This is a genomic window from Streptomyces sp. NPDC088810, from assembly GCF_044750305.1.
GTDB lineage: Bacteria > Actinomycetota > Actinomycetes > Streptomycetales > Streptomycetaceae > Streptomyces.
Genome location: NZ_JBIVJQ010000006.1, coordinates 275781 through 295593, shown reverse-complemented (window position 1 = coordinate 295593; position 19813 = coordinate 275781). Strand labels below are relative to the sequence as shown.

The following is a 19813-nucleotide window of genomic DNA, read 5'->3' as shown; positions in this document are numbered from 1 at the left end:
CCCCCGGCCCCGAGGTCGGCCGGCGTCAGCCGTGCCGGCCGGGCAGGTGGTACACGTGGAAGGCCTGCCCGATCACCGGCTGGGCCACATTGCGCACGCGGACGCCCCCGCTGGTCATGCCGTGCTCGGTGCCGGCGTGGGCGTGGCCGTGCACCGCGAGGTCGGCGCCGCCGGTGTCGATGGCCTCCGCGAGCAGATAGCTGCCGAGGAACGGATAGATCTCCGGCGGCTCCCCTGCCAGCGTGTCCGGCACCGGCGAGAAGTGGGTCAGCGCGATCCGTGCGTCGCAGTCCTGCTCGTCCAGCTCCTTCAGGGCGCTGTGCAGGCCGTCGGCGCACCGGCGGGTGTAGCGCACGAACTCTTTCATGAGCGGTTCGCCGAACTCACCGGCGCAGCGGCCGACGAAACCGCCGCCGAAGCCCTTCGTCCCGGCGACCCCGATCCGGGCGCCGTCGGCGGTGACGACGGCGGCCTGTCCTTCGAGAACGTGCGCGCCGGCGTCCCGGAGGATCGCGGTCACCTCCTCGGGCCGCTCGTCGTGGTGGTCGTGGTTGCCGAGTACGGCGACGACGGGCACCCCGAGGTCCTTGATCTCCCGGGCGACGATCGCGGCCTCCTCCGGTGTGCCGTGCCGGGTGAGGTCGCCGGCGAGCAGCAGGACGTCGGCACACCCGGGCAGGGTCTCGAAGGAGGGCCGCAGCGTGCCCTGGCTCTCGGGGCCCATGTGGATGTCCCCGACGGCCGCGACGCGGATCATGTCAGGTCCTCTCCGTGGTCGGGCGAGGAAGTCCCGGCGACGAGCAGGTCACTGTGGACCGGGTGCCCCGCCAGTTCCTCGCGGGCCATGCGCAGGATGTCGTCCCGGCACTGGGTGGACGGCACCGTGCCGGTGAGCAGGACGGCGTCGCCGCGCAGTTCGAGCCGTACGCCGAGTTCGGCGAGGTCTCCGCAGGCCAGGTGCTCGGCGAGGTGGGCGACGCGGTAGTCCAGGCTCCCTGCCGCCGGCGGGGGCGGCGGGCTGGTGTCGGTCATGGCTGCCCCTCCTGGGGGTCGATCACGCTCAGCCGTTCGAGCAGGAAGAGGAATGCGGCGGGCATGGGCTGGTCACCGCAGGACGCGCGGACCGTGTCCCAGTCGACCTTCTCGCGGACCGCGCGGGCCACCGGCAGCACCGACCCGAAGTCGCAGTAGTGCTCGGAGAACGCGCTGATCAGGCTGCGGATCAGGTCGGTCGGGGAGAGCACGGGCATGAGTACCGAGTCGACCGGCAGGACGTGCGCCCGGTCGAGCATGTCCCGGGTGACGGGCTGGTGTGCCAGCGCGAAGATGATGTCGATGTTCTGCCCGTGGCAGGTGGTCTTCAGCAGCCAGTCCTCCGGCGGGATCCGCACGCCGAGACCTGCCTCGCGCAGCGTGGCGGCCACCGCTTCCGCGTCCTCGGGCAGGATGGCGAAGTCGGCGTCGTGCTGGAGGTAGCGGCTGCCGCCGTGGGCGTAGACGGCCACGCTGCCGGCCAGCGCGAAGGGATGGCCGGCGCGTTTGAGCAGCGCACCGATCGCCTTGGTGGCCTCCAGAATCGCCTGGCTGCGGTCCTGCGGCAGTTCCGACGGCTCGGGCGTGGGCGTGAGCGGGTCCGGCCCCGAGGCGAGACGGAGTTCGGTGACCTCCGGTCGCGTCAGGGGCGCGGTGTCCTCCCCGTTGTGCGTCATGACCTCTCCATTCGGCACCCTTGCACCCCGGGGTGGCGGGTCGGTCCCGGGGGTCGTACGGGTACCCGGCGCGCCGCCCGCGACACGGCGTCGCCGGAAAGGTTCAGTCCGCCACCGCGCATCGCCGGTCGGGTGTGACGTGCGCGGCACCCGCCCGGGGCGCACGCTGGGAGGCATGGCACCCCCGCTCGGGCGCCCGGGCCCGCGGCAGCCGTGGCAGTCGGCGCACGCGCTGCTGGTGCTTCCGGTCGCGCTCATCGCGGTGATCACGGTGGTGGACCTGCGGTCCCCGACCGACGTCCATCTCGGGCCGGCCCTGGTGATCGCGCCCGCGCTCACCCCCTCCTTCGCCGGGCCCCGGACCACGGCCGGCATCGGGGCGCTCGCGGTGGCCGCCCAGACCCTCATCGGCTTCCACCACGGCGGGATCGGCACCACCAACCACATCGTGCAGATCATCACCCTCAGCATCCTCGTGGTGCTCACCGTCGTCTACAGCGCGCTGCGGCAGCGCCGGCAGGCCCAGCTGGCCCAGGTCCGCACCGTCGCCGAGGCCGCTCAGCACGTCCTGATGTGGCCGCTGCCCGAGCAGATCGGCCCGCTGCGGATCGCCTCGCTGTACCTGGCCGCGGAGGACGAGGCGCAGATCGGCGGCGACCTGTACGCGGCGACCGTGAGCGACGGCGCGATCCGTCTCCTGATCGGTGACGTCCGCGGCAAGGGGCTGCCCGCCATCGGCGAGGCGGCGCTGCTGCTCGGCGCCTTCCGCGAGAGCGCCCACCGGCACATCCCGCTGGCCGAGCTGGCGAACCGGCTGAACCAGAGCGTCACCCGCTACGCGGCCGATCTGGAGACCCCGGAGGAGGAGGGCGAGCGGTTCGCCACCGCCCTCCTCGTGGAGATCCCGGACCGCGACCCGGTCACCCGGATGACCAGCTGCGGTCATCCACCGCCGCTGCTGCTGAGCCCCGAGCACGGCGTGACGGTCCCGAGCCTGCACCCCTCGCCGCCGCTCGGGGTGCACGACAGCAGCGAGCACACGCTGGACGTGTTCTCCTTCGAACCGGGTGACACGCTGCTTCTCTACACGGACGGGGTCGTGGAGGCCCGGGACGAGCGCGGCCGGTTCTATCCGCTGCCGGACCGGGTCCTGCGGTGGGCCGAGGACAGCCCCGAGGCGCTCATGCACCACCTGCGGCGCGATCTGCTCGCCCACGCCGGCGGCCGGCTCGGCGACGACGCCGCGCTGATCGCGGTCCACCGCACCCACGTCGAACGCCGCCGGCACCTCGGCCGCGGGGACCTGGGCCGCGGCGGCTGAGCGAGCGGCCGGAGGCGCCCCCGCGCCCGCTCCCGTGCTCGTGTTCGACTGTCTGTGCGGCAAAGTTCAGTTCAGAGGGTGGCCCCTCCCGCCGGGGCGTTGCGAGAATCTGCGGCGCCTCGACAACTGGGAGCCCCCGTGCGTCAGTCGGCCTCCGCGCTCGCCCTCGTCCTCCCCGCGCCCGGTAGCGCCGGCGCGAGCGTGCTGCGGCTGATGCTGCCGCGGAGCGCCGACGGCCCGGAACAGACCTTCCCGCCCGCGCGATCGACCCCGGCCTCAGGCCGGGCGGTGACGTCAACGGTCACTGCCACGACTCCGCGCAGCCCGCCAACGCCAACCCCTACTCGCGCGTGCGCCCGCTCCGACCCGAGAGGTTCCCGATGTCTGCACCCGTACGACGTCTGCTCGCCGGTCTGGCCCTGCTGCCGGCGCTGCTGTCCCCCGTGGCCGCGCAGGCGGCGCCCGGCGGTCCCGTGAAGGGCCGCTTCGACCTCCAGGCACACCGCGGCGGCCTCGGCCTGACGACCGAGGAGTCCCTGGAGGGGTTCGGCAAGGCGCTGCGGCTCGGGGTGTCCACGCTGGAGCTGGACACCCAGGTCACCAAGGACCTGCGGGTGGTCGTCAACCACGACCGGCAGGTCAGCGCCGTCAAGTGCCGGGACACCGGCCCCGTCACGCCCGGCGATCCGGTGTACCCGTACGTCGGCAAGTACATCAAGGACCTGACGTTCGCTCAGGTCAGGACCCTCGACTGCGGCTACCGGCAGCTGCCCGGCTTCCCCGAGCAGGAGGTCGTCAGGGGCTTCCGGATGGTGGAGCTGAAGGACGTCCTGAACCTGGTCAAGAGCTACCACGCCCGGGGCGTGAGGCTGAACATCGAGACCAAGGTGGAGGCGGCCGCGCCCGAACAGACCGCGCCGCGCGAGGTGTTCGTCCGACGCGTCTACGAGGAGATCCACCGGTCGGGCATCGAGCGGCAGGTCACCATCCAGTCCTTCGACTGGGGCGCGCTCAGGGCGATGCACCGGCTGGCGCCGAGGTGGCCGCTGGTGGCGCTGACGAACTACGACTTCCTGGAGGTCGGCAAGCCAGGCGCGTCCCCGTGGCTGGGCGGGATCGACGCCGACGACTACGACGGGGACTTCGTCCGGGCGGCCGCGATCCTGCCCGGGGTCGCCACCCTCTCCCCCAACTACGGCTTCCCGCAGAGCGGCAAGGTCGGCGACCCCGGGTTCCGCTTCTACTCCGACGCGGCGATGGTCGCTCAGGCACACGCCCGGGGGCTGAAGGTGGTGCCGTGGACCTGTGACGACCCGGCGACCGTGGCGGCGCTGATGGAGCTGGGCGTCGACGGGATCATCACCGACTATCCCGACCGCGTCCGGCGGATCATGGCCGACCGCGGTATGCCGCTGCCCCGGCCCTACCGCCCGCACGGCCGCGGCTGACCGGCTCGGCGGGCGTGAGCCCCGCTCCGAATGGGGCGGGGCGGGACCCACGTCCGGGCCCTTCGTCAGCCGGCCGGCTTCAGGCCGGTGATCTTCAGGGTCTTCAGGTCGGACTGGACGTCGATCCGGCTGACCTGCGGGTGCGGGCCGTCGCCCCAGGTGAGCGTGACCCGGCTGGTGGCGTGGCCCATCCCGGAACCGGTGTAGGTCACCTTCCACTTCACCGGCACGTTCTGCGCGAACAGGATGCCGTCGGCGTGCTCCTTCTTCTCGTAGGCGGCTACCTGCTTCCGGGCGGCGGCCGAGAGGTAGAAACCGCGCAGCGCCTTGGCGGCGGGCGCGGCCGTGGCGTCGTCGGTGGCCCAGGTGGCGTCGATGTAGGCGCCGTAGAAGTCGGCCACGTGCTGGGTGGCGTTGCGCGGGTCGCCCTGGGCGGACGACACGGCGGCGGCGCGGGTGGTGTGGCTCGCGGAGACACCCGCCAGGGCGGGCGTGACGGCGGCCAGGGTGAGGCCGACGGTGAGGGCCGTTGCGGTGAGCAGGGCCTTGCGCTTGCGGACGGGCATATGTGTCATTCCCCCGGTTTCTTCGCGACCGGTCCGATCCCGGCCGTCGACGGACCTTAAGACCGCGTTTCCCTCGGCCTGGTTCCGCCTCCGCTCCTGTTCTTTTCGGTCATTCCGGAGCGGACCGCTCCCGCCCTTCGACGAGTCGGGCGAGGTTGTCCAGGGCCATCCGGGTGCCTCGTTCGTTGTCCCGGGGCGGAATCGCGTCGGGGACACCCTCGTGCCGGATCTCCACGTCCGTGCCGCCGTCGGCCTCGGCGAGCGCCGTCGTCATGGTCATCGTGGAGCGCAGGGCGTCGTCACCGGTCTCGAAGGCGAAGACCTCGACGACGAGGGCGTCGGGCACGAGCCGGGCGAAGTGGCCCTGGTAGGTGTCGGTGCGCCCGCGTGACTTCCCGGCGCCGGCCGGATCGTCGTGGGTGAGGGAGATCCTGAAGGCTCCGCCCTCGCGGGCGTCGAAGGTGTGCACGCGGGCGGTCATGCCGGCCGGGACCCGCCAGGCCGCGACCGCTTCCGGGTCGGTCAGGGCCCGGTAGACGGCGTGCGGCGGCGCCTCCACGTGCCGGGTGACTCGGGTGGTGTACATGGGCTCACGGTAGCCGCCCGGCGACCGCCCCGGCCGTCGTACGACGGGAGGCGGGGCCGGGGTCCGGGAGGTGGGTCGGACCCCGGCCCCGGGTCTGTCACGGCTTGCGGGCGACCGCGCCGTACATCGCGATGTCCTCGTCGCGGATGCCCTGCTCGCCGCTGCCGTCGGGGCGCCACTTGTGCACCTGGACGATGCCGGGCTCGACCAGGTCAAGGCCCGTGAAGAACGCGTGGGCCTCGTCCAGGGTGCGCAGCCGCATCGGCATGTTGCGGGCCGCGTACTCGCGGGCGACCCGGCCCACCTCCTCCGGCGCGAACTCGGCGGTGCCGATGGACATCGCCAGGTGGCTGCCGGAGGGCAGCGGCTCCAGCAGCCTCCGTACGACGCCCACCGCGTCGTCCGCGTCCAGCATGAAGTGGACGATCGCGATGACGGTGAGCGCGACGGGCCGGCTCAGGTCCAGGGTCTCGCGCAGCTCGGGGGCGTCCAGGATGGCCGCGGGGTCCCGGAAGTCGGCCTCGAGGTAGGCGGTGCGGCCCTCGGGGGCGCTGGCCAGCAGGCCCTGGGAGAGGGTGAGCACGATCGGGTCGTTGTCGACGTAGACGACCCGGGACTCGGGGGCCACGGCCTGGGCGATCTCGTGCAGGTTGGGCGAGGTCGGGATGCCGGTGCCGATGTCCAGGAACTGGCGCATGCCCGCCTCCTCGGCGAGCCAGCGCACGGCACGGTTCATGAAGTCGCGGTTGGCGCGCATGTGCACCGGGAGCGCGGGCCACTCCCTCGCCATCGCGTCGCCCGCCTCCTTGTCGGCGGGGTAGTAGTCCTTGCCGCCGAGTATGTAGTCGTAGATGCGGGCGGAGTGGGCGTTCTCGGTGTCGATCCGGTCGGCCGGCCATCCGTTGTCGGGCAACGCCGTGTCTCCCATTCGGTCGAGGGGTCGGGGGCTTCGCGTCACAGGGGGGCGGGTGCGGGTCACAACTCCTTGCGCAGCGTGCCGAGCAGGGTCTCGGTTCTTCGGGGGGAGGCGGCCTGGGCGCTCAGCCGGTCCAGGGCCTCCCGGTAGACCACGACGTCCTCCGCCTTGTCGAGGTAGACGGCACCGACGAGGCCGCTGAGGTAGGCGATGTCGGGCAGTTCGCGAGCCTGGAACCGGAAGAGGTGGAAGGCGCCGGCCCGCAGGGCGGGGTGCGGCCCGTTGGCGAACGGCATGAGCTGCACGGTGACCTGGGGAAGCCGGTTGACCTCGATGAGGTGGTCGATCTGCGCCCGCATCACCTCCGGGCCGCCGACCGGCCAGCGCAGCGCGGTCTCGTCCATCACCACCCACAGGCGTGGCGGTGCCGGCCGGGACAGCAGTTCCTGGCGGCGCATGCGCAGCGCGACGCGGCGTTCGGTGGCCTCGGCGGAGGCGTGCGGGTTGTCCGCGGTGAGCAGGGCGCGGGCGTAGTCCTCGGTCTGCAGCAGGCCGTGCACGAACTGGTCCTCGTAGGCGCGGATCTGCAGGGCCGCCTGCTCCAGGCTGAGGTAGGCGGCGAACCAGTCGGGCATGACGTCGCGGTAGCTGTGCCACCAGCCGCGTTTGTTGGCCTCGCGAACGGACTGCAGGAAGGTGTCGATCTCCTGCCGGTCGGTGACGCCGTAGACCTGCAGGAGTTTCTCGGCGTCCGCGAGCCGCAGCCGGGCCACCTTGGCGGCCTCCATACGCCGGATCGTGGAGTGGCTGACGCCGATGGCGGCGCCCGCCTCGGCGTAGCTGAGGCCGGCGCGGGTGCGCAGTTCCTCCAGCTGACGGCCGAGGATCATGCGCAGCACGGAAGGGGCGCCGCCCCAGTCGGTCTCCGCGGTCACGCCCCACCCCCTCGTCAGATCCCAGGTCCCGCACGTCACCCTCGCACGCGATCGGGCTTGCGAGCCCATTCGATCACGTTCTGGCGGATGCAGCATGCACTTCGCCACTTGCAAATTTCAACTTGCTGGTTGCGATGCGTGGTTGGCTGGTGCCAAAGTGGACTCACTGCTCCGGCCCACCCCGGAGCAGGCGGCGCGGCCGGTTCGGGGGCGACAGCCGCCGGCACGGCCTGCTGTCGGACGGTGTGACGTCTGCTGCCCGAGCGGCCGGCCCGATGCCCGCAGCCCCACCCGCGAGGCCGGACGAAAGGCGCACGGCGATGGCTCCGCCCTCCCTCCCCCGACCGCCCCACGACAACGGACCGGACCGACCGCGCCTGATGCGGGGCGGGTTGTTCCGGGCTGCAGTGCCGGCTCCGGCCGGCGTTTCCGGACCACCCGGAGGCGAGCGTCCCGGTCGACTCCCTGGGCCCCACGGCCCCGACCGGCTCGCCTCCGGGGACCCGGGCCGCAGGCGGCCGGCGGGCCCGGACGGTGCTGCGGCCTGAAGAACTCCGGTACGGGTGAGGCCTCTTCCACAGCGACACGGGAGAGGCCTCGCCCGCCTCGGCTCCCCCACCGTCACACCCCGGACCACCCCACTCGTCCGAAGGACAGCCATGCACCACACCACCCCCACCCCCGCTCCCGCCGCCGACCCGTCCTGGACCCGCACCCACCCCAAGCCCGGCTCGCGGCCACAGCCCGGCTGAGCCCGGCCGTGCAGCGTTACGGCATCCGGCCCGCGACGCGCTAGATTCACCGCCGGTGCGGAGCGTCCGCACCCGTCGGCGGCCCGGCTCTCGTGCGGACACCGTGTCCGCCGCGCCTGCCGTTCCCGCCGGGGGTGCCATGGTCTGGTCGCTGTTCCGCCGCGGCCGGTCCGCGTCCGGACTTCCGGTGCCGGGGCGGTGCGCGCCCGGCCGGCATGTGCTGGCCACCGAACGGCTGCTGCTGTTCACCCCGCGGACCCGGCTGGACGTGGTGGCGGCGCTGGCCGCGAGCGCGGACGCCGAGGCCCAGCGGTGGCTCGGCACCAAGGCGGACGAGGTGCTGCCCGACCCCCGCACCCGCCGGGCCCTGCTGGCCTGGCGGCCCGCGGGCGACGACGGCCGCCGGATCCCGCCCGGCCTGGCCGAGCCGTTCACCCCCGGCCCCGACGACCCGCTCCTGCTGGTCTGCGTGCGCAGGTCCGACCTCAGTTACGCCGGCGCCCTCGAACTGCAGCACCGGCTGGGCGAGATGGGCGGCTGGCTGGCGCCGGACTGCCGCGGTCAGGGCCTGGGCGCCGAGCTGTTCCGCGCGGGCGTGGAGCTGGCCCACACCCATCTCGGCCTGTCCACGATCCGCGCCGGGGCCGAGCCCGCCAACACCGCGAGCCGGCGGTCCCTGGCCCGCGCGGGCTTCCTCCCCGACCGGGGCCCGCTGCGGCACACCCTGCCCGACGGCCGCGTGATCGACGCGGTCTGGCACCGCCACGACACCCCGACAACCACCCGCTGCGACTGACGCGGCGCGGCTGCCGACACCTCACCCCTGGGGTGCACGCCAGCGTCGGCCTCGGCGCCGGCCACCGGCGTGGGACTCCCACCCGATCCGCCGACACCCCCTCCACGTGCGGCCGCCCGGTGCCGGTTGCCGACGCGCGGCCTCGTCTGGGCGCCACTGCGTGTCAGTCGGCGTTACTGCGGCGGCCGGTCACCCGGTGGTGGGCCGGCCAGCGGACGTCGTAGACCCAGCCGAGGTGTTCGAACCAGCGGATCAGGCGGGCGCTGGCGTCGAGTTGGCCGGTGAGCACGCCGTGTCGGGCGCTGGTGGGGTCGGCGTGGTGGAGGTTGTGCCAGGACTCGCCGAAGGAGAGCGGGGCCAGCCACCACACGTTGCCCGAACGGTCGCGGCTGCGGAAGGGGCGGGAACCGGCCGAGTGGCAGATGGAGTTGATGGACCAGGTCACGTGGTGGACCAGGCAGATGCGGACCAGTCCGGCCCAGAAGAACGCGGTGAGCGCGCCCTGCCAGGACCGGGTCAGTGCCGCGCCCAGCAGGGCGGGCAGGGCGAGGGAGGCGAGGACCAGGACGCCGAAGCGTCGGGAGATCACCATCAGGGTGCGGTCGCGGACGAGGTCGGGCGCGTACGTCCGCGGCGAGGCGTGCTCGGTGTCGAAGAGCCAGCCCAGGTGGGCGTAGAGCATGCCCTTGGCGAGGGCGCGGGCCGAGTGGCCGTACCGCCAGGGCGAGTGCGGGTCGCCGTCCCGGTCGGAGTACTTGTGGTGCTTGCGGTGGTCGGCCACCCAGGTGAGGAGCGGGCCCTGCACGGCGAGGCTGCCGGCCAGTGCGAGGGCGATCCGCAGCGGCCTCCTGGCCTTGAACGAGCCGTGGGTGAAGTGCCGGTGGAAGCCGACCGTGATGCCGAGTCCGCTGACCAGGTAGAAGGCGACGGCCAGCGCGAGGTCCGTGGGGCTGAGCCCGTGCCGCCAGGCCAGTGGCACGGCGGCGAGCAGGGCGAGGAACGGTACGGCGACGAAGACTCCGGTCATCAGCTGCTCGCCGGTGGGCCAGAACCGCCTGCCGGCCGCCAGCGGGGTGGATCCGGAGAAGTCGGAGGACATGGCGACCCTTTCTCGGCCGGGGCCGGGCTAGCCGACGGCGGTGAAGGCGAGCACGGCGTTCTGGCCGCCGAAGCCGAAGGAGTTGCTGACGGCGGCCCGTATCCGGTGCGAACGGGGCACCTTGGTGACGACGTCCAGGTCCATCGCCGGATCGAGGGTGTCCAGGTTGGCGGTGGGCGGGATCAGCTGGTGGCGCAGGGTGAGCACCGTGCAGGCCGCCTCGATGGCCCCGGCGCCGCCGATGGCGTGCCCGATGGTGCCCTTGACCGCGGTGACGGGCGGCGGCCGGCGGAAGACCCGGTGCAGGGCGTTGTGCTCGGCGGCATCGCCCTGCGGGGTGGCGGTGCCGTGCGCGTTGACGTGGTCGATGTCCTCGGGGGCCAGGCCGGCGTCGGCAAGGGCGCCGCTCAGCGCGCGGGCGGCGCCGTCGCCGTCGGGGTGCGGGGCGGTGAAGTGGTGGGCGTCGCAGGAGGCGCCGAAACCGGCGAGCAGGGCCTCGGGCCGTACGCCCCGGGCGCGGGCGTCCTCGGTGCGTTCCAGGACGAGGACGGCGGCGCCCTCGCCGAGGACGAAGCCGTCACGGTCCCGGTCGAACGGGCGGGAGGCCGCGTCCGGGGTGTCCGCGCGGCGGGACAGGGCGCGCATCTGGGCGAAGCAGGCGGCGGTCATGCGCAGCCGCGCCGACTCGCTGCCGCCGGCCAGGACCAGGTCGCAGCGGCCGGACAACAGCCAGTCCCGGGCCAGGCCGAGCGCGCTGGTGCCGGAGGCGCAGGCTGTGCTGACCACCATGTTGGGGCCGAGCGCGCCGAGGTCCAGGGCGATCTCGGCGGCGGCCATGTTGGGCACGCTGCGGGGCAGCGCGAGCGGGGAGACGCGGTCGGGGGTGTGGGCGGCGAGCCGGTCGAACTCGGCCTGCCAGCCCTGCATGGACCCGGTGCCGACGCCCATCACCACGCCGACCCGGGCGCCGTCCCAGCCGTCGGGGGCGAGTCGGGCGCCGGCGACGGCCTCGCGGGCGGCGAGCAGCGCGAAGGTCGTGAACCGGTCGAGCCGGCGGGCCAGCCGGTGCCCGAGCCGGCCGACCGCGTCCAGGCCGGGCACCTGGCAGGAGAAGGCCACGGGCAGCCCGTCCAGGGCGGGGTCGGCGGTGGCGGTGGACCGCCCGGCGCACAGGCCCGCCCAGGCCGCGTCCCGGCCGACGCCGGCCGGGGTGACCATGCCCAGTCCGGTGACCGCGACCGGGGCCCGCCGCGCGCCTGCTCTCACCTGCTGCATGAGGCGTGATTATCCGGGCCGCAGGGAGCGGTTCCGGGCCGCCGCAACTCATTCGGCCCAGGTCGGCGGGTGCTACCACCCGGATGCGTGAATCGGGACGCGTGCATGCGGACCGGAGGAGGTCAGTGCCGCCCGTCGGGCCTGTCCTCCAGCGCGTGGACCGCGCTGGACCAGGCTCCCGCGAGCGCGGCCTCCAGGTCGTCCAGCGGCCGGTCGGAGGTGTCCAGCCTGAGGGCGGGGCCGATGTGCACGTGGACGCGGGGGCGGCGCACGGGGGCGGTGGCCCAGCCGGCGAGCTGCTTGGCGCGGCTGCCGGAGGAGACCCGGCGGGCGCCCGCGTGGCCGACCGGGATCACCGGGGCGCCGGTGGACAGGGCGAGCCGGACCACGCCCGACTTCAGGCGCCCGGGCGGGCGGTCGTGGGAGGCGTAGTAGCGGGGCAGGCCGCCCTCGGGGTAGATGAGCACACCGCGCCCGGCGGCGAGGGCGTCGGCGGCGTGCCGGAGGGCGTCCGGGGCACGGCGGCTGCCCCGGTGGACGGGCACGTACCCCTCCCGGGTCAGGGCCCGGCCCAGCAAGGGCACCCGCCACAGCCCGGCGGCGGCGAGCACGGCGGGGCGCAGGCCGAGCCGGTGCAGGGTGCCGATGAGCAGCACCGGGTCGAAGAACGAGGTGTGGTTGGCGGCGAGGACGTAGCCGGTGCCGGGCGGTTGCGCCAGGTGGCCGGTGCCGCTCACGCTCGTGTCGCTGAAGACGGGCACCAGGACCCCGGCCCATGCGGACAGCATCGGGCACTCCTCTCCGCCGTGTCGGCCCCGGGTGCCGGTCGTCACCGGCGGCGCGCTCGCACACACGCACGCCCATTCTGCCCCGGATGCCTGTTTGACGTGCGGTGTCCGCGGGCCGGTGGCTGAATGGCCGTCATGGACTTTCTCGCCGCGTACGACGCGATCCCGGAGGACGACGTCCCGCAGCGGGTGGCCCTGCTGCGCACGAGCATGGCGGCCGGCAGGGCGGCCCTCTTCGCCGAGCTGCGCGCCCGCCGGCCGGTGTTCAGCACGCCCGTCGGCGTGTTCGTCACCCGGCACCCCGACGTCCTGGAGGTGCTGTCGGCGCCCGGGACGTTCACCGTGGGGGTGTTCGGTCCTGCGCTGGAGGACGTGCTCGGCGCACCGTTCATCCTGGCCCGGGACGGCGCCGACGTGCACTGGCGGGAGCGCGGGTACGGGCAGTTGATGCTCGCCGCCGAGGACGCGCCCCGGGTGCGGGAGCTGACCGGGCGGATCGCCGACGAGGTGCTGGACGAGGTGACCGGCCGGGGTGCCGACACCTTCGACCTCATCCAGGACTACGCCCGCGTGGCCGCCGCCCGGGTCGCCGTCGCCTATCTGGGGTTCACCGGCATCGAGGAGGAGACGCTGCACTCGTGCACCCGCCGGATGCAGTGGGCGTTCGCCGTCAACCCCGACCGCGACCCGGAGATCCACGCGGCGGGCGTCGCGGCGGGCCGTGAACTGCACGACGAGGTGGCCGAGTTGATCGAACGCCGTCGGGACACGGCCCACGACGGCGGCCCCGACGACGTCCTGGGCAGGATGCTGCGCACCCGGCTGCCCGCCGAGTACGGCTTCGACGACGAGCGGATCAACGCCAACCTGGTGGGGTACCTGACGGGTTACCAGCAGAATGCCACCCAGTGCACGGCCACCGCCCTCAAGGAACTCGCGGTGCGTCCCGAGGTGCTGGCCGAGGCGGTGCGCACGGCGCGCGAGGGCGACCCGGCGCGCTTCGACGCCTATGTGTGGGAGGCGCTGCGCTTCCACCCGTTCGTGCCGGTCACGCCCCGCCTGTGCCTGCGCGACCACGTGCTGGCCGCGGGCACCCCGCGGCAGACGGTGATCCCGGCCAAGAGCGTGGTGCTGGCCTGCTTCGCGTCGGCGATGTTCGACGAGGAGGTGCTCGACGCGCCGGCCGAGTTCCGGCCCGGCCGGCCGCCCGCGCACAATCTCGTCCTCGGCTACGGCGCCCACGACTGCGTCGGCAGGTACGCGGCCCAGGTGATCGTGCCCGAGCTGGTGCGGCGCGTGCTGCTCCGCCCCGGTGTGCGCCCGCTGCCCGGCGCCGAACGCGCCCTGGACTACGCGGGCACCCCGTTCCCGCAGCACTACGCGGTGCGCTCGGGCCGTCCCGCCGTAGCCACGAGCTGACCACCCGGCAGGACAGCGACCGCTGCCCGGCCGAGACCCCGACCCGACCGCGAACCCCGACGAGCGCGACCACGACCCGCCTGCGCGTGCGGCCCGGCCGTGACCCGCGTCGCGGCACCGGGATCCGACCGCGAACCGACCGGAGGACCCATGACCGTCACCACTCGTCCGTCCCAGACCGGGACCGTGCCGTGGACCGGGGCCCGGGACAGGTCCCGGGACGGCCTGCGCAACCGCTTCGAGACGCATCTGCTGACCCATTACGGCCCGGCATGGAAGGCGGCCCAGCGCAGCCGGTGGCTGCAGCGCAGGCTCAGCTCAAAGCTGACCGACCTGGCCGTGCTGAAGGCGCCGACGCGCCCCAACCCGCTCAGCACCAAGGCCCCGTACACCTCCTGGGACTCGCTGACCGACCGTTCCTGGGTGGGCCGGCATCTGCCGCCGGTGGCCGCGCCGCCGAAGGCCCTGCCCGCCCCGGAGAAGGTCGCCGAGCTGTTCCGCCGGGAGGGTGAGGGCCGCTCCTGCACCCGGTCCAGCGCGCTGCTGCCGGCGTTCGCGCAGTGGTTCACCGACGGTTTCCTGCGCGGCCACGCGGCCACCGGCGACCCGCGCCGCACCGACTCGCCGCACACCCTGGACATGTGCCAGCTGTACGGCGACCGCGAGGAGGTCACCGCCTGTCTGCGCACCTTCGAGGGCGGGCGGCTGAAGAGCCGGATCATCGACGGGGCCGAGTTCCCGCCCGGCCTGTGCGCGGACGGGAAGATCACGGACGAGTTCCGGGCGATCCGGCCGGTCCGGTTCGACGAGGTGCCCGAGGAGTTCCTGGACACGCTGTTCGCGTGCGGCGGGGAACGCGTGCACGCGCACATCGGGCCGATGGCGCTGAACGTGCTGTTCCTGCGCGAGCACAACCGGGTCGCCGGCATCCTCGCCGCCGCCCATCCGGACTGGGACGACGAGCGGATCTTCCAGACCACCCGCAACACGCTGATCGTGTTGATGATCCGGGTGATGCTGGAGGAGTACATCAACCACATCACGCCGTACCACTTCGGTTTCGTCCTCGATCCGGTGCGCACCGACCGGGGGGTGTGGCACCGGGAGAACTGGTCGACGATCGAGTTCAGCCTCGTCTACCGCTGGCACAGTCTGATCCCGTCGACGTACACCATCGCAGGCCGTCCGGTGCCGCTCGCGCGGACGATCGCCAACGGGCAGCTGGTCGTGGAGCGGGGGCTCGGCCCGCTCTTCGAGGACCTGTCCCGTCAGCCCGCCGGTCTGTCCGGCCTGTTCAACACCGACGAGCTGCTGATGCCGATCGAGGCGCACAGCGTCGCCGTCGGCCGGGAGCTGCGGCTGGCCTCGTACAACGACTACCGCGCCTACTACGGCTTCCCCCGGGTGACCGACCCGCGGCAGATCTCCGGCGACCCGCGGGTCCAGGAGGCGCTGCTGGACGTGTACGGCGACGTCGACGCGATCGACCTGTACGTCGGGCTGTTCGCGGAGGAGCCGGAGCCCGGCGCGATCTTCGGGCGGCTGCTCGAACGCATCATCTCCGTCGACGCCTTCTCCGAGGCGCTGAACAACCCGCTGCTTTCGCCCCGCCTGTTCGGGCCGGCCACCTTCTCCCCCGAGGGTCTGCGCGTCGTCCGCGAGACGCGCAGCTTCTCCGACCTGGTGCACCGCAACCTGCCGGAGGACACGGCGCGTTACGACGTCTCGCTCGGCCGGAGCGCGGCCGACGCCCGGGCCGCCGCGGCCCGCTGAACCCGGCTCAGTCCTGGGCTCGTGCGTGGGCGAGCAACGCCTCGGCGGCGGTGCGCAGTTGGTCCGCCGCCGTGACGCAGGAGGCGGCCTGCCGCTCCAGTGCCGGCCGGCTCCACGCGGGGCCCGCCGGGCAGCGGTCCAGGGTGACCGCGGTGGCGCGCAGCCGCCGGGCGTAATCCTCCATCAGCTCGGCGTCCGACCGCAACGAGGCAATGTGGTCGAGGAGTTCGGTGTCGTACGACGTGACGTCGGGGGACTCGGTCACCATGGCGTGCTCCCGCGGGCGGTGGGGTGGAGGCGTCAGCGCGGCAGGACGGCGCCGGCGCTGCGGTGCTGCATGAACTGGGGGCAGGTGAGGACGAACCGGGGCCGGGTATCCTCCAGGCCGAGCCGGCGCAGCTGCCCGGCGAGGGGCTCGGCCGCCGCGGTGTCCAGCCGCAGCCGGATGCCGGCGCCGGTGTGCAGCCGCAGCCTGCCGTGGGCGCGGACCAGCGTGCGGATCGTGCTCTCGCCGCGGCGGCCGTAGAGGACCCAGTCGGCCTCGGGACAGCGCACGCCGCGCCGGAGGCGGCCGTCGACGGCGATGCCGAGGTCCGGGGAGCGGACGCCGATCTCCCGGCCCATCAGGTCGGCCTCGGCGGTCACCCGGAGCGCGGGCTGGCCCCAGATCTCCTGGGCGACGACCCTCGCCTCCTCGCTGGTGACGGCGAGGCAGAGCACGTGCCGGCCGGTGCGACGCAGGTCGACGCGGCGCAGCAGGTCCAGCGCGACGTCGTAGGGGCGGGGCCGCCACAGGTCGTCGACCAGCACGGACAGGGCGATCTCGGTGTACGGGCCGATCGTGGTGCAGCGGTGCTCGTACAGCGACAGCACCGCCATGGCGCCCCGGCCCAGCCGGCTCGGCGTCATCCAGGTGACGTCGGGCAGCAGTCCGCGGGCCGCGTCCGCGTCGACGGCGAAGCACAGGTGGGCGGCGGAGGAGTCGTAGTAGCGCACCGGTACGTCGACCGGACCGGCCGCGGTGGGCACCGAGGTCGTGGGCAGGGTGAGGAAGGGGTAGCCCTCGGGCGGGTTGGCGCGGTCCTTGAGCTGGTAGGCCTGGGTGCGCACGACGGGGCCCCGGTAAGGGGCGAGGGCCTCGTCGACGCGTTCGCGGGCCTCGGGGATGACGCTCCTGAGGTGCTCGATGTACTCCCGGAGCATGTGGCACAGCGGGAACTCGTGGGTGGGACCGGTGTAGTCGACCTCGTACCAGTTCGGATGCGGGTCGAACGCGGAGCCCGCTCCGCGGCCGTCGAGGACGGGGACGATGTCGTGCTGGTTGGTGATGCTGGCGACCCAGGTGCGCGGATCGGCGGGCTTCTTGTTGTCGACCGGGGAGCCGACGGCGATGACATGGGTGACCCGGTAGGTGCGGCAGAACTCCGCGTCCTGGGCCAGGTTCATCACCGCGATGCCGCCCTCGCTGTGCCCGATCAGCGCGAGGTCGGCGCCGCGCGGGATGCCGTAGTCCTCCAGGGCGAGCAGGATCGAGCGGGTGTACGGCGAGTCGGTCATGAACAGGTTGCGCCAGGCGCCGACGAAGTCCTGCGGGGAGTCGTTGCGGGGGCGGCCGGGTGCCATGCCCGGCGCCTGGAGGACGTACCGGACGACGCCGTCGGGACCGCGCACGTTCTGCAGCAGGATCCGCCCGTCGGTGGAGAGCATCTCGATGTTGCGCAGGAACGCGAGGAAGGAGCCCTCCGGGGCGATGACCTGGCGCTCCTGATCGGTCAGGTCGACGGCCTCGGCGGCGCCCTCGCCCTTGTCCATGCCGGCGAGACAGGCGGCGCTGATGCCGTGCAGCGGGTCGGCGGACAGCTCGCGGCCGGTGGCCAGCGCCCAGCCGGTCTCGTCGTTCTTCGGGTCCTCGTCCAGCAGGGCGCGGATCGCGAGAAGTTCGGCCATCAGCGGGGCCAGCCCGGACAGCGCGCGCTGGGCCCCCTGGTCGCGGAACAGGGCGCGCAGGGAGCGTACGGCCGCCAGGTCCTTGTCGGCGGTGACGGCCTCCGTCAGCCGGCGCATGCCGGGGTCGCGCTCGAACTCGGGGTGGTCGACCAGCACGGCGGCGATCCGCAGCCGCAGCGAGGTGACCGCCACCAGCGCGGCCAGGCTCTCCCGGCCCAGCACCTCCCCGGCGGCGCCGATCACGTGCCCCATGCCCTTCGGTGCCGTGATCGCGGAACCGCCCAGGCCCTGCTTGTTCGTCAGGGCCCGCAGCAGCGCCCACCGGGCGGCGAGGGCGGTACGGGGGCGGCGGCGGGCGGAGGCGGTCAGGGCCGGGGCGAACAGCGCCGTGCTGGTGCGCTCGGACACCGCGCGGATGCCCTCGGCGACGTCCACCACGTCCCGCGCGCACCGGCGCAGCAGTTCCCTGGCGTCCTGGCCGTCCGGTGCCGGCCGTCCGGGGGCGCTGCCGTCCGCTCGCATCCGACACTCCCTCGGCTCGGCGACTCAAGGACAGGGCTGCGGCCGCGTCGACGGGCGCGGCCCCGCTCCCATGGTCGGCCAGGGCGTCCGCGCCCGCACCTTCATCCATCCAGGTAGAGGATGCCGCCGGGTGCCGTACCGCCCGCCGAGCCTGGGCTGCACGGGCATATGGCTGCCGCATAATCGCCGCACATGACCCCCTGTATTCCCCCGCCTCTCCTGGTGGGAGGCGCGCCGTGACCCTGTCCCCCGAACGCCCGGAGGGCCTCGGCTCCCCGCTCCCCGACACCGTCCCGGTCAGTCTCCCGCTGCGCACCAACACGCTGCTCACGATCGTGGTGCTCCCGCTGGCCGTGCTGGCGCTGGCCCTGCCCGTCGCCCTGGCCGGCGGCTGGGGGCCCCGCTGGTACGACGTGGCCCTCGGCGCCGGGATGTACGCGCTGTCCATCATGGGCATCACCGCCGGTTACCACCGGCACTTCACCCATCTGTCGTTCAAGGCCAATCGACCGCTGCGGTTCGCCCTCGGTGTCGCGGGCGGTCTCGCCATGGAAGGCCCGGTGACCCTGTGGGTGGCCGAGCACCGGCGCCACCACCAGTACGCGGACCGGGAGGGCGACCCCCACTCGCCGTGGAAGTACGGCACCAGCCGGCGGGCGCTGCTCAAGGGGCTGTGGCACGCCCAGGTCGGCTGGTTCTCCTCGGCCGTCCGGTCCCACTACCCGCGCTACGCCCCCGATCTGCTCGCCGACCCGGACGTACGCCGCCTGGACCGCTGGTATCCGCTGACCACCGCCGCCTCCCTGGGCCTGCCGCCGGTGCTGGTGCTGGCGGTCACCCAGGACGCCCGGTCCGCGCTGGTCACCTTCTTCTGGGCGAGCCTGGTCCGCTACGCCGTCGTCCATCACGTCACCTGGTCGGTCAACTCCGTGGCCCACGCCTTCGGTCCGCGCCACTACACCACCCGCGACCAGTCCCGGGACGTGGGCTGGGTGGCGCTGCTGACCTTCGGCGAGGGCTGGCACAACCTCCACCACGCCGAACCCAACAGCGCCCGGCACGGCGGGCTGCGCGGCCAGCCGGACCTCACGGCGTGGCTGATCGCCCGGTTCGAGCGGTGGGGCTGGGCGTACGACGTGCGGTGGCCGGACGAGCGGCGGATCACCGCGCGGCTGCGCGAGGAGGCGGCGGGCAGGGTGCCGCACCGTCAGCTGCCCGTGAAGTAGCGGGTGAAGGGGGAGGAGTCGACGGCGAACATGCCGGTGAAGGTCTGGTTCAGCTGGTACACGAGCAGCACGGTGAAGGTGATGAGCGCCGTCAGGCCCATCACCATCACCACATGGGTGAAGCTCCGCCGCACCCCGAACATGAACATGAAGACCACGGTGAGCACACCGCCGACGATCAGCCCGAACCACAGCACGGGTGACAGGGCGTCGGCCACGTCCGCCTCCCGGCCGCGCCGGGCGTCGTCCAGCGCGCTCAGCTGGGCCAGGGTCTCCTGGAGCGTGGCCTGCTGGGCGGGGCTGGCGTCGGAGGGGACCTGACCCGCCGCCCGCAGGTCGTTCAGCAGCTCCCAGCCGCGCCGGCCCGGCGGCTGTCCCTGCGTCATCGCGGGCCACTCGGCGGACAGGACGTGGTGCACGTACGCGTCGACGGCGTCCCGGGTCCGCTCCCCCTCCAGTGCCGGCAGTCCCGCGGACAGCAGCCGGATCTGGTGGGCGGCGCTCGCCTCCGCCTGCACATGGCCCACCGCGCCGGACCGGGTCTCCCACACGGACACCATCGACAGACCGAGGACGAGGGCGTAGAGCACGCCGACCATCATGGAGATGTACTCGGCGACGTCCTCGCGGGGTTCCTCGTCCGCGGCGGGCGGCCAGTAGTGGTGCCGGATCACCACGATGCCCGCGGCGACCATGGCGATCCCCACAACGACCGCGAAGGTCTCGATCATCGGC

Annotated in this window: 19 protein-coding genes; 6 read left to right on the top strand and 13 right to left on the bottom strand. The window is 73.6% G+C overall.

What is annotated here, in order from left to right; all coding sequences use genetic code 11:
* Positions 1–25: 25 nt before the first annotated feature.
* The 3 genes from ACIP4Y_RS21580 to ACIP4Y_RS21570 are packed head-to-tail and all read right to left on the bottom strand — an operon-like array spanning position 26 to position 1709.
* Positions 26–757, bottom strand: a complete 732-nt coding sequence (locus tag ACIP4Y_RS21580; protein ID WP_401395779.1) for a metallophosphoesterase — start codon at positions 755–757, stop codon at positions 26–28.
* A complete protein-coding gene (locus tag ACIP4Y_RS21575) occupies positions 754–1032 on the bottom strand; it encodes a BON domain-containing protein (RefSeq protein ID WP_358645653.1) in 279 nt (92 codons plus the stop codon). Before ACIP4Y_RS21575 ends, ACIP4Y_RS21580 begins: the two co-directional genes overlap by 4 nt.
* Positions 1029–1709: a hypothetical protein gene (locus ACIP4Y_RS21570; protein WP_358645651.1), complete on the bottom strand. Its 681-nt coding sequence runs from the start codon at positions 1707–1709 to the stop codon at positions 1029–1031. The genes ACIP4Y_RS21575 and ACIP4Y_RS21570 overlap by 4 nt, the downstream gene beginning before the upstream one ends.
* Before the next feature lie 175 nt (positions 1710–1884).
* On the opposite strand from ACIP4Y_RS21570, the gene ACIP4Y_RS21565 reads away from it, so the two are divergent.
* Both ACIP4Y_RS21565 and ACIP4Y_RS21560 read left to right on the top strand, forming a co-directional pair.
* Positions 1885–3030 (top strand): PP2C family protein-serine/threonine phosphatase, encoded by a 1146-nt coding sequence (locus ACIP4Y_RS21565; RefSeq protein ID WP_401395775.1) that lies wholly within the window; start codon positions 1885–1887, stop codon positions 3028–3030.
* A gap of 380 nt (positions 3031–3410) precedes the next feature.
* Complete coding sequence (locus tag ACIP4Y_RS21560; RefSeq protein ID WP_401395772.1) at positions 3411–4478, top strand: glycerophosphodiester phosphodiesterase family protein; 1068 nt, start codon at positions 3411–3413, stop codon at positions 4476–4478.
* 65 nt (positions 4479–4543) lie between these two features.
* On the opposite strand, the gene ACIP4Y_RS21555 is transcribed toward ACIP4Y_RS21560, so the two are convergent.
* From ACIP4Y_RS21555 to ACIP4Y_RS21540, 4 genes are all read right to left on the bottom strand, one after another.
* Positions 4544–5053: a hypothetical protein gene (locus ACIP4Y_RS21555; protein ID WP_401395769.1), complete on the bottom strand. Its 510-nt coding sequence runs from the start codon at positions 5051–5053 to the stop codon at positions 4544–4546.
* 100 nt (positions 5054–5153) lie between these two features.
* Positions 5154–5630, bottom strand: coding sequence for an SRPBCC domain-containing protein (locus tag ACIP4Y_RS21550; RefSeq protein ID WP_401395766.1), 477 nt, complete (start codon positions 5628–5630; stop codon positions 5154–5156).
* A 97-nt stretch (positions 5631–5727) separates the two neighbouring features.
* Positions 5728–6543: an SAM-dependent methyltransferase gene (locus ACIP4Y_RS21545; protein WP_401395763.1), complete on the bottom strand. Its 816-nt coding sequence runs from the start codon at positions 6541–6543 to the stop codon at positions 5728–5730.
* A gap of 62 nt (positions 6544–6605) precedes the next feature.
* On the bottom strand, positions 6606–7481 hold the full coding sequence (locus tag ACIP4Y_RS21540) for a helix-turn-helix domain-containing protein (protein WP_401395760.1): 876 nt from the start codon (positions 7479–7481) through the stop codon (positions 6606–6608).
* 891 nt (positions 7482–8372) lie between these two features.
* On the opposite strand from ACIP4Y_RS21540, the gene ACIP4Y_RS21535 reads away from it, so the two are divergent.
* Entirely contained in the window at positions 8373–9029 is a 657-nt protein-coding gene (locus ACIP4Y_RS21535) for a GNAT family N-acetyltransferase (RefSeq protein ID WP_401395757.1), read from the top strand.
* Between the two features lie 163 nt (positions 9030–9192).
* Here ACIP4Y_RS21535 and ACIP4Y_RS21530 read toward each other — a convergent pair whose 3' ends face one another.
* The 3 genes from ACIP4Y_RS21530 to ACIP4Y_RS21520 form a co-directional block, all read right to left on the bottom strand.
* On the bottom strand, positions 9193–10128 hold the full coding sequence (locus tag ACIP4Y_RS21530) for an acyl-CoA desaturase (protein WP_401395754.1): 936 nt from the start codon (positions 10126–10128) through the stop codon (positions 9193–9195).
* Between the two features lie 27 nt (positions 10129–10155).
* Complete coding sequence (locus ACIP4Y_RS21525) at positions 10156–11403, bottom strand: beta-ketoacyl-[acyl-carrier-protein] synthase family protein (RefSeq protein WP_401395751.1); 1248 nt, start codon at positions 11401–11403, stop codon at positions 10156–10158.
* A gap of 122 nt (positions 11404–11525) precedes the next feature.
* A complete protein-coding gene (locus ACIP4Y_RS21520) occupies positions 11526–12191 on the bottom strand; it encodes a lysophospholipid acyltransferase family protein (RefSeq protein WP_401395748.1) in 666 nt (221 codons plus the stop codon).
* 135 nt (positions 12192–12326) lie between these two features.
* Here ACIP4Y_RS21520 and ACIP4Y_RS21515 point away from each other — a divergent pair, with 135 nt between their 5' ends.
* Entirely contained in the window at positions 12327–13610 is a 1284-nt protein-coding gene (locus ACIP4Y_RS21515) for a cytochrome P450 (protein ID WP_401395745.1), read from the top strand.
* A 150-nt stretch (positions 13611–13760) separates the two neighbouring features.
* The gene (locus tag ACIP4Y_RS21510) at positions 13761–15383 is read left to right on the top strand and encodes a peroxidase family protein (RefSeq protein WP_401395742.1); all 1623 of its coding nucleotides are present in this window, start codon (positions 13761–13763) and stop codon (positions 15381–15383) included.
* Positions 15384–15390: 7 nt separating this feature from the next.
* Here ACIP4Y_RS21510 and ACIP4Y_RS21505 read toward each other — a convergent pair whose 3' ends face one another.
* Positions 15391–15651 (bottom strand): hypothetical protein, encoded by a 261-nt coding sequence (locus ACIP4Y_RS21505; RefSeq protein ID WP_401395739.1) that lies wholly within the window; start codon positions 15649–15651, stop codon positions 15391–15393.
* A 32-nt stretch (positions 15652–15683) separates the two neighbouring features.
* Positions 15684–17852, bottom strand: a complete 2169-nt coding sequence (locus tag ACIP4Y_RS21500) for a hypothetical protein (RefSeq protein ID WP_401395736.1) — start codon at positions 17850–17852, stop codon at positions 15684–15686.
* 236 nt (positions 17853–18088) lie between these two features.
* On the opposite strand from ACIP4Y_RS21500, the gene ACIP4Y_RS21495 reads away from it, so the two are divergent.
* Entirely contained in the window at positions 18089–19078 is a 990-nt protein-coding gene (locus tag ACIP4Y_RS21495) for an acyl-CoA desaturase (protein ID WP_401395733.1), read from the top strand.
* On the opposite strand, the gene ACIP4Y_RS21490 is transcribed toward ACIP4Y_RS21495, so the two are convergent.
* Positions 19060–19809 carry a hypothetical protein gene (locus ACIP4Y_RS21490; protein ID WP_401395731.1) on the bottom strand — a complete coding sequence of 250 codons (750 nt, stop codon included), beginning with the start codon at positions 19807–19809 and terminating at the stop codon, positions 19060–19062. The genes ACIP4Y_RS21495 and ACIP4Y_RS21490 overlap by 19 nt on opposite strands.
* Positions 19810–19813: the final 4 nt, after the last annotated feature.

Coding starts and splice junctions, on each gene's coding strand:
- ACIP4Y_RS21515 (WP_401395745.1), top strand. CDS start 12,327: ATGGACTTTCTCGCCGCGTACGACGCGATCCCGGAGGACGACGTCCCG.
- ACIP4Y_RS21505 (WP_401395739.1), bottom strand. CDS start 15,651: ATGGTGACCGAGTCCCCCGACGTCACGTCGTACGACACCGAACTCCTC.
- ACIP4Y_RS21575 (WP_358645653.1), bottom strand. CDS start 1,032: ATGACCGACACCAGCCCGCCGCCCCCGCCGGCGGCAGGGAGCCTGGAC.
- ACIP4Y_RS21510 (WP_401395742.1), top strand. CDS start 13,761: ATGACCGTCACCACTCGTCCGTCCCAGACCGGGACCGTGCCGTGGACC.
- ACIP4Y_RS21535 (WP_401395757.1), top strand. CDS start 8,373: ATGGTCTGGTCGCTGTTCCGCCGCGGCCGGTCCGCGTCCGGACTTCCG.
- ACIP4Y_RS21530 (WP_401395754.1), bottom strand. CDS start 10,128: ATGTCCTCCGACTTCTCCGGATCCACCCCGCTGGCGGCCGGCAGGCGG.
- ACIP4Y_RS21570 (WP_358645651.1), bottom strand. CDS start 1,709: ATGACGCACAACGGGGAGGACACCGCGCCCCTGACGCGACCGGAGGTC.
- ACIP4Y_RS21550 (WP_401395766.1), bottom strand. CDS start 5,630: ATGTACACCACCCGAGTCACCCGGCACGTGGAGGCGCCGCCGCACGCC.
- ACIP4Y_RS21580 (WP_401395779.1), bottom strand. CDS start 757: ATGATCCGCGTCGCGGCCGTCGGGGACATCCACATGGGCCCCGAGAGC.
- ACIP4Y_RS21565 (WP_401395775.1), top strand. CDS start 1,885: ATGGCACCCCCGCTCGGGCGCCCGGGCCCGCGGCAGCCGTGGCAGTCG.
- ACIP4Y_RS21490 (WP_401395731.1), bottom strand. CDS start 19,809: ATGATCGAGACCTTCGCGGTCGTTGTGGGGATCGCCATGGTCGCCGCG.
- ACIP4Y_RS21520 (WP_401395748.1), bottom strand. CDS start 12,191: ATGCTGTCCGCATGGGCCGGGGTCCTGGTGCCCGTCTTCAGCGACACG.
- ACIP4Y_RS21500 (WP_401395736.1), bottom strand. CDS start 17,852: ATGCGAGCGGACGGCAGCGCCCCCGGACGGCCGGCACCGGACGGCCAG.
- ACIP4Y_RS21560 (WP_401395772.1), top strand. CDS start 3,411: ATGTCTGCACCCGTACGACGTCTGCTCGCCGGTCTGGCCCTGCTGCCG.
- ACIP4Y_RS21555 (WP_401395769.1), bottom strand. CDS start 5,053: ATGACACATATGCCCGTCCGCAAGCGCAAGGCCCTGCTCACCGCAACG.
- ACIP4Y_RS21525 (WP_401395751.1), bottom strand. CDS start 11,403: ATGCAGCAGGTGAGAGCAGGCGCGCGGCGGGCCCCGGTCGCGGTCACC.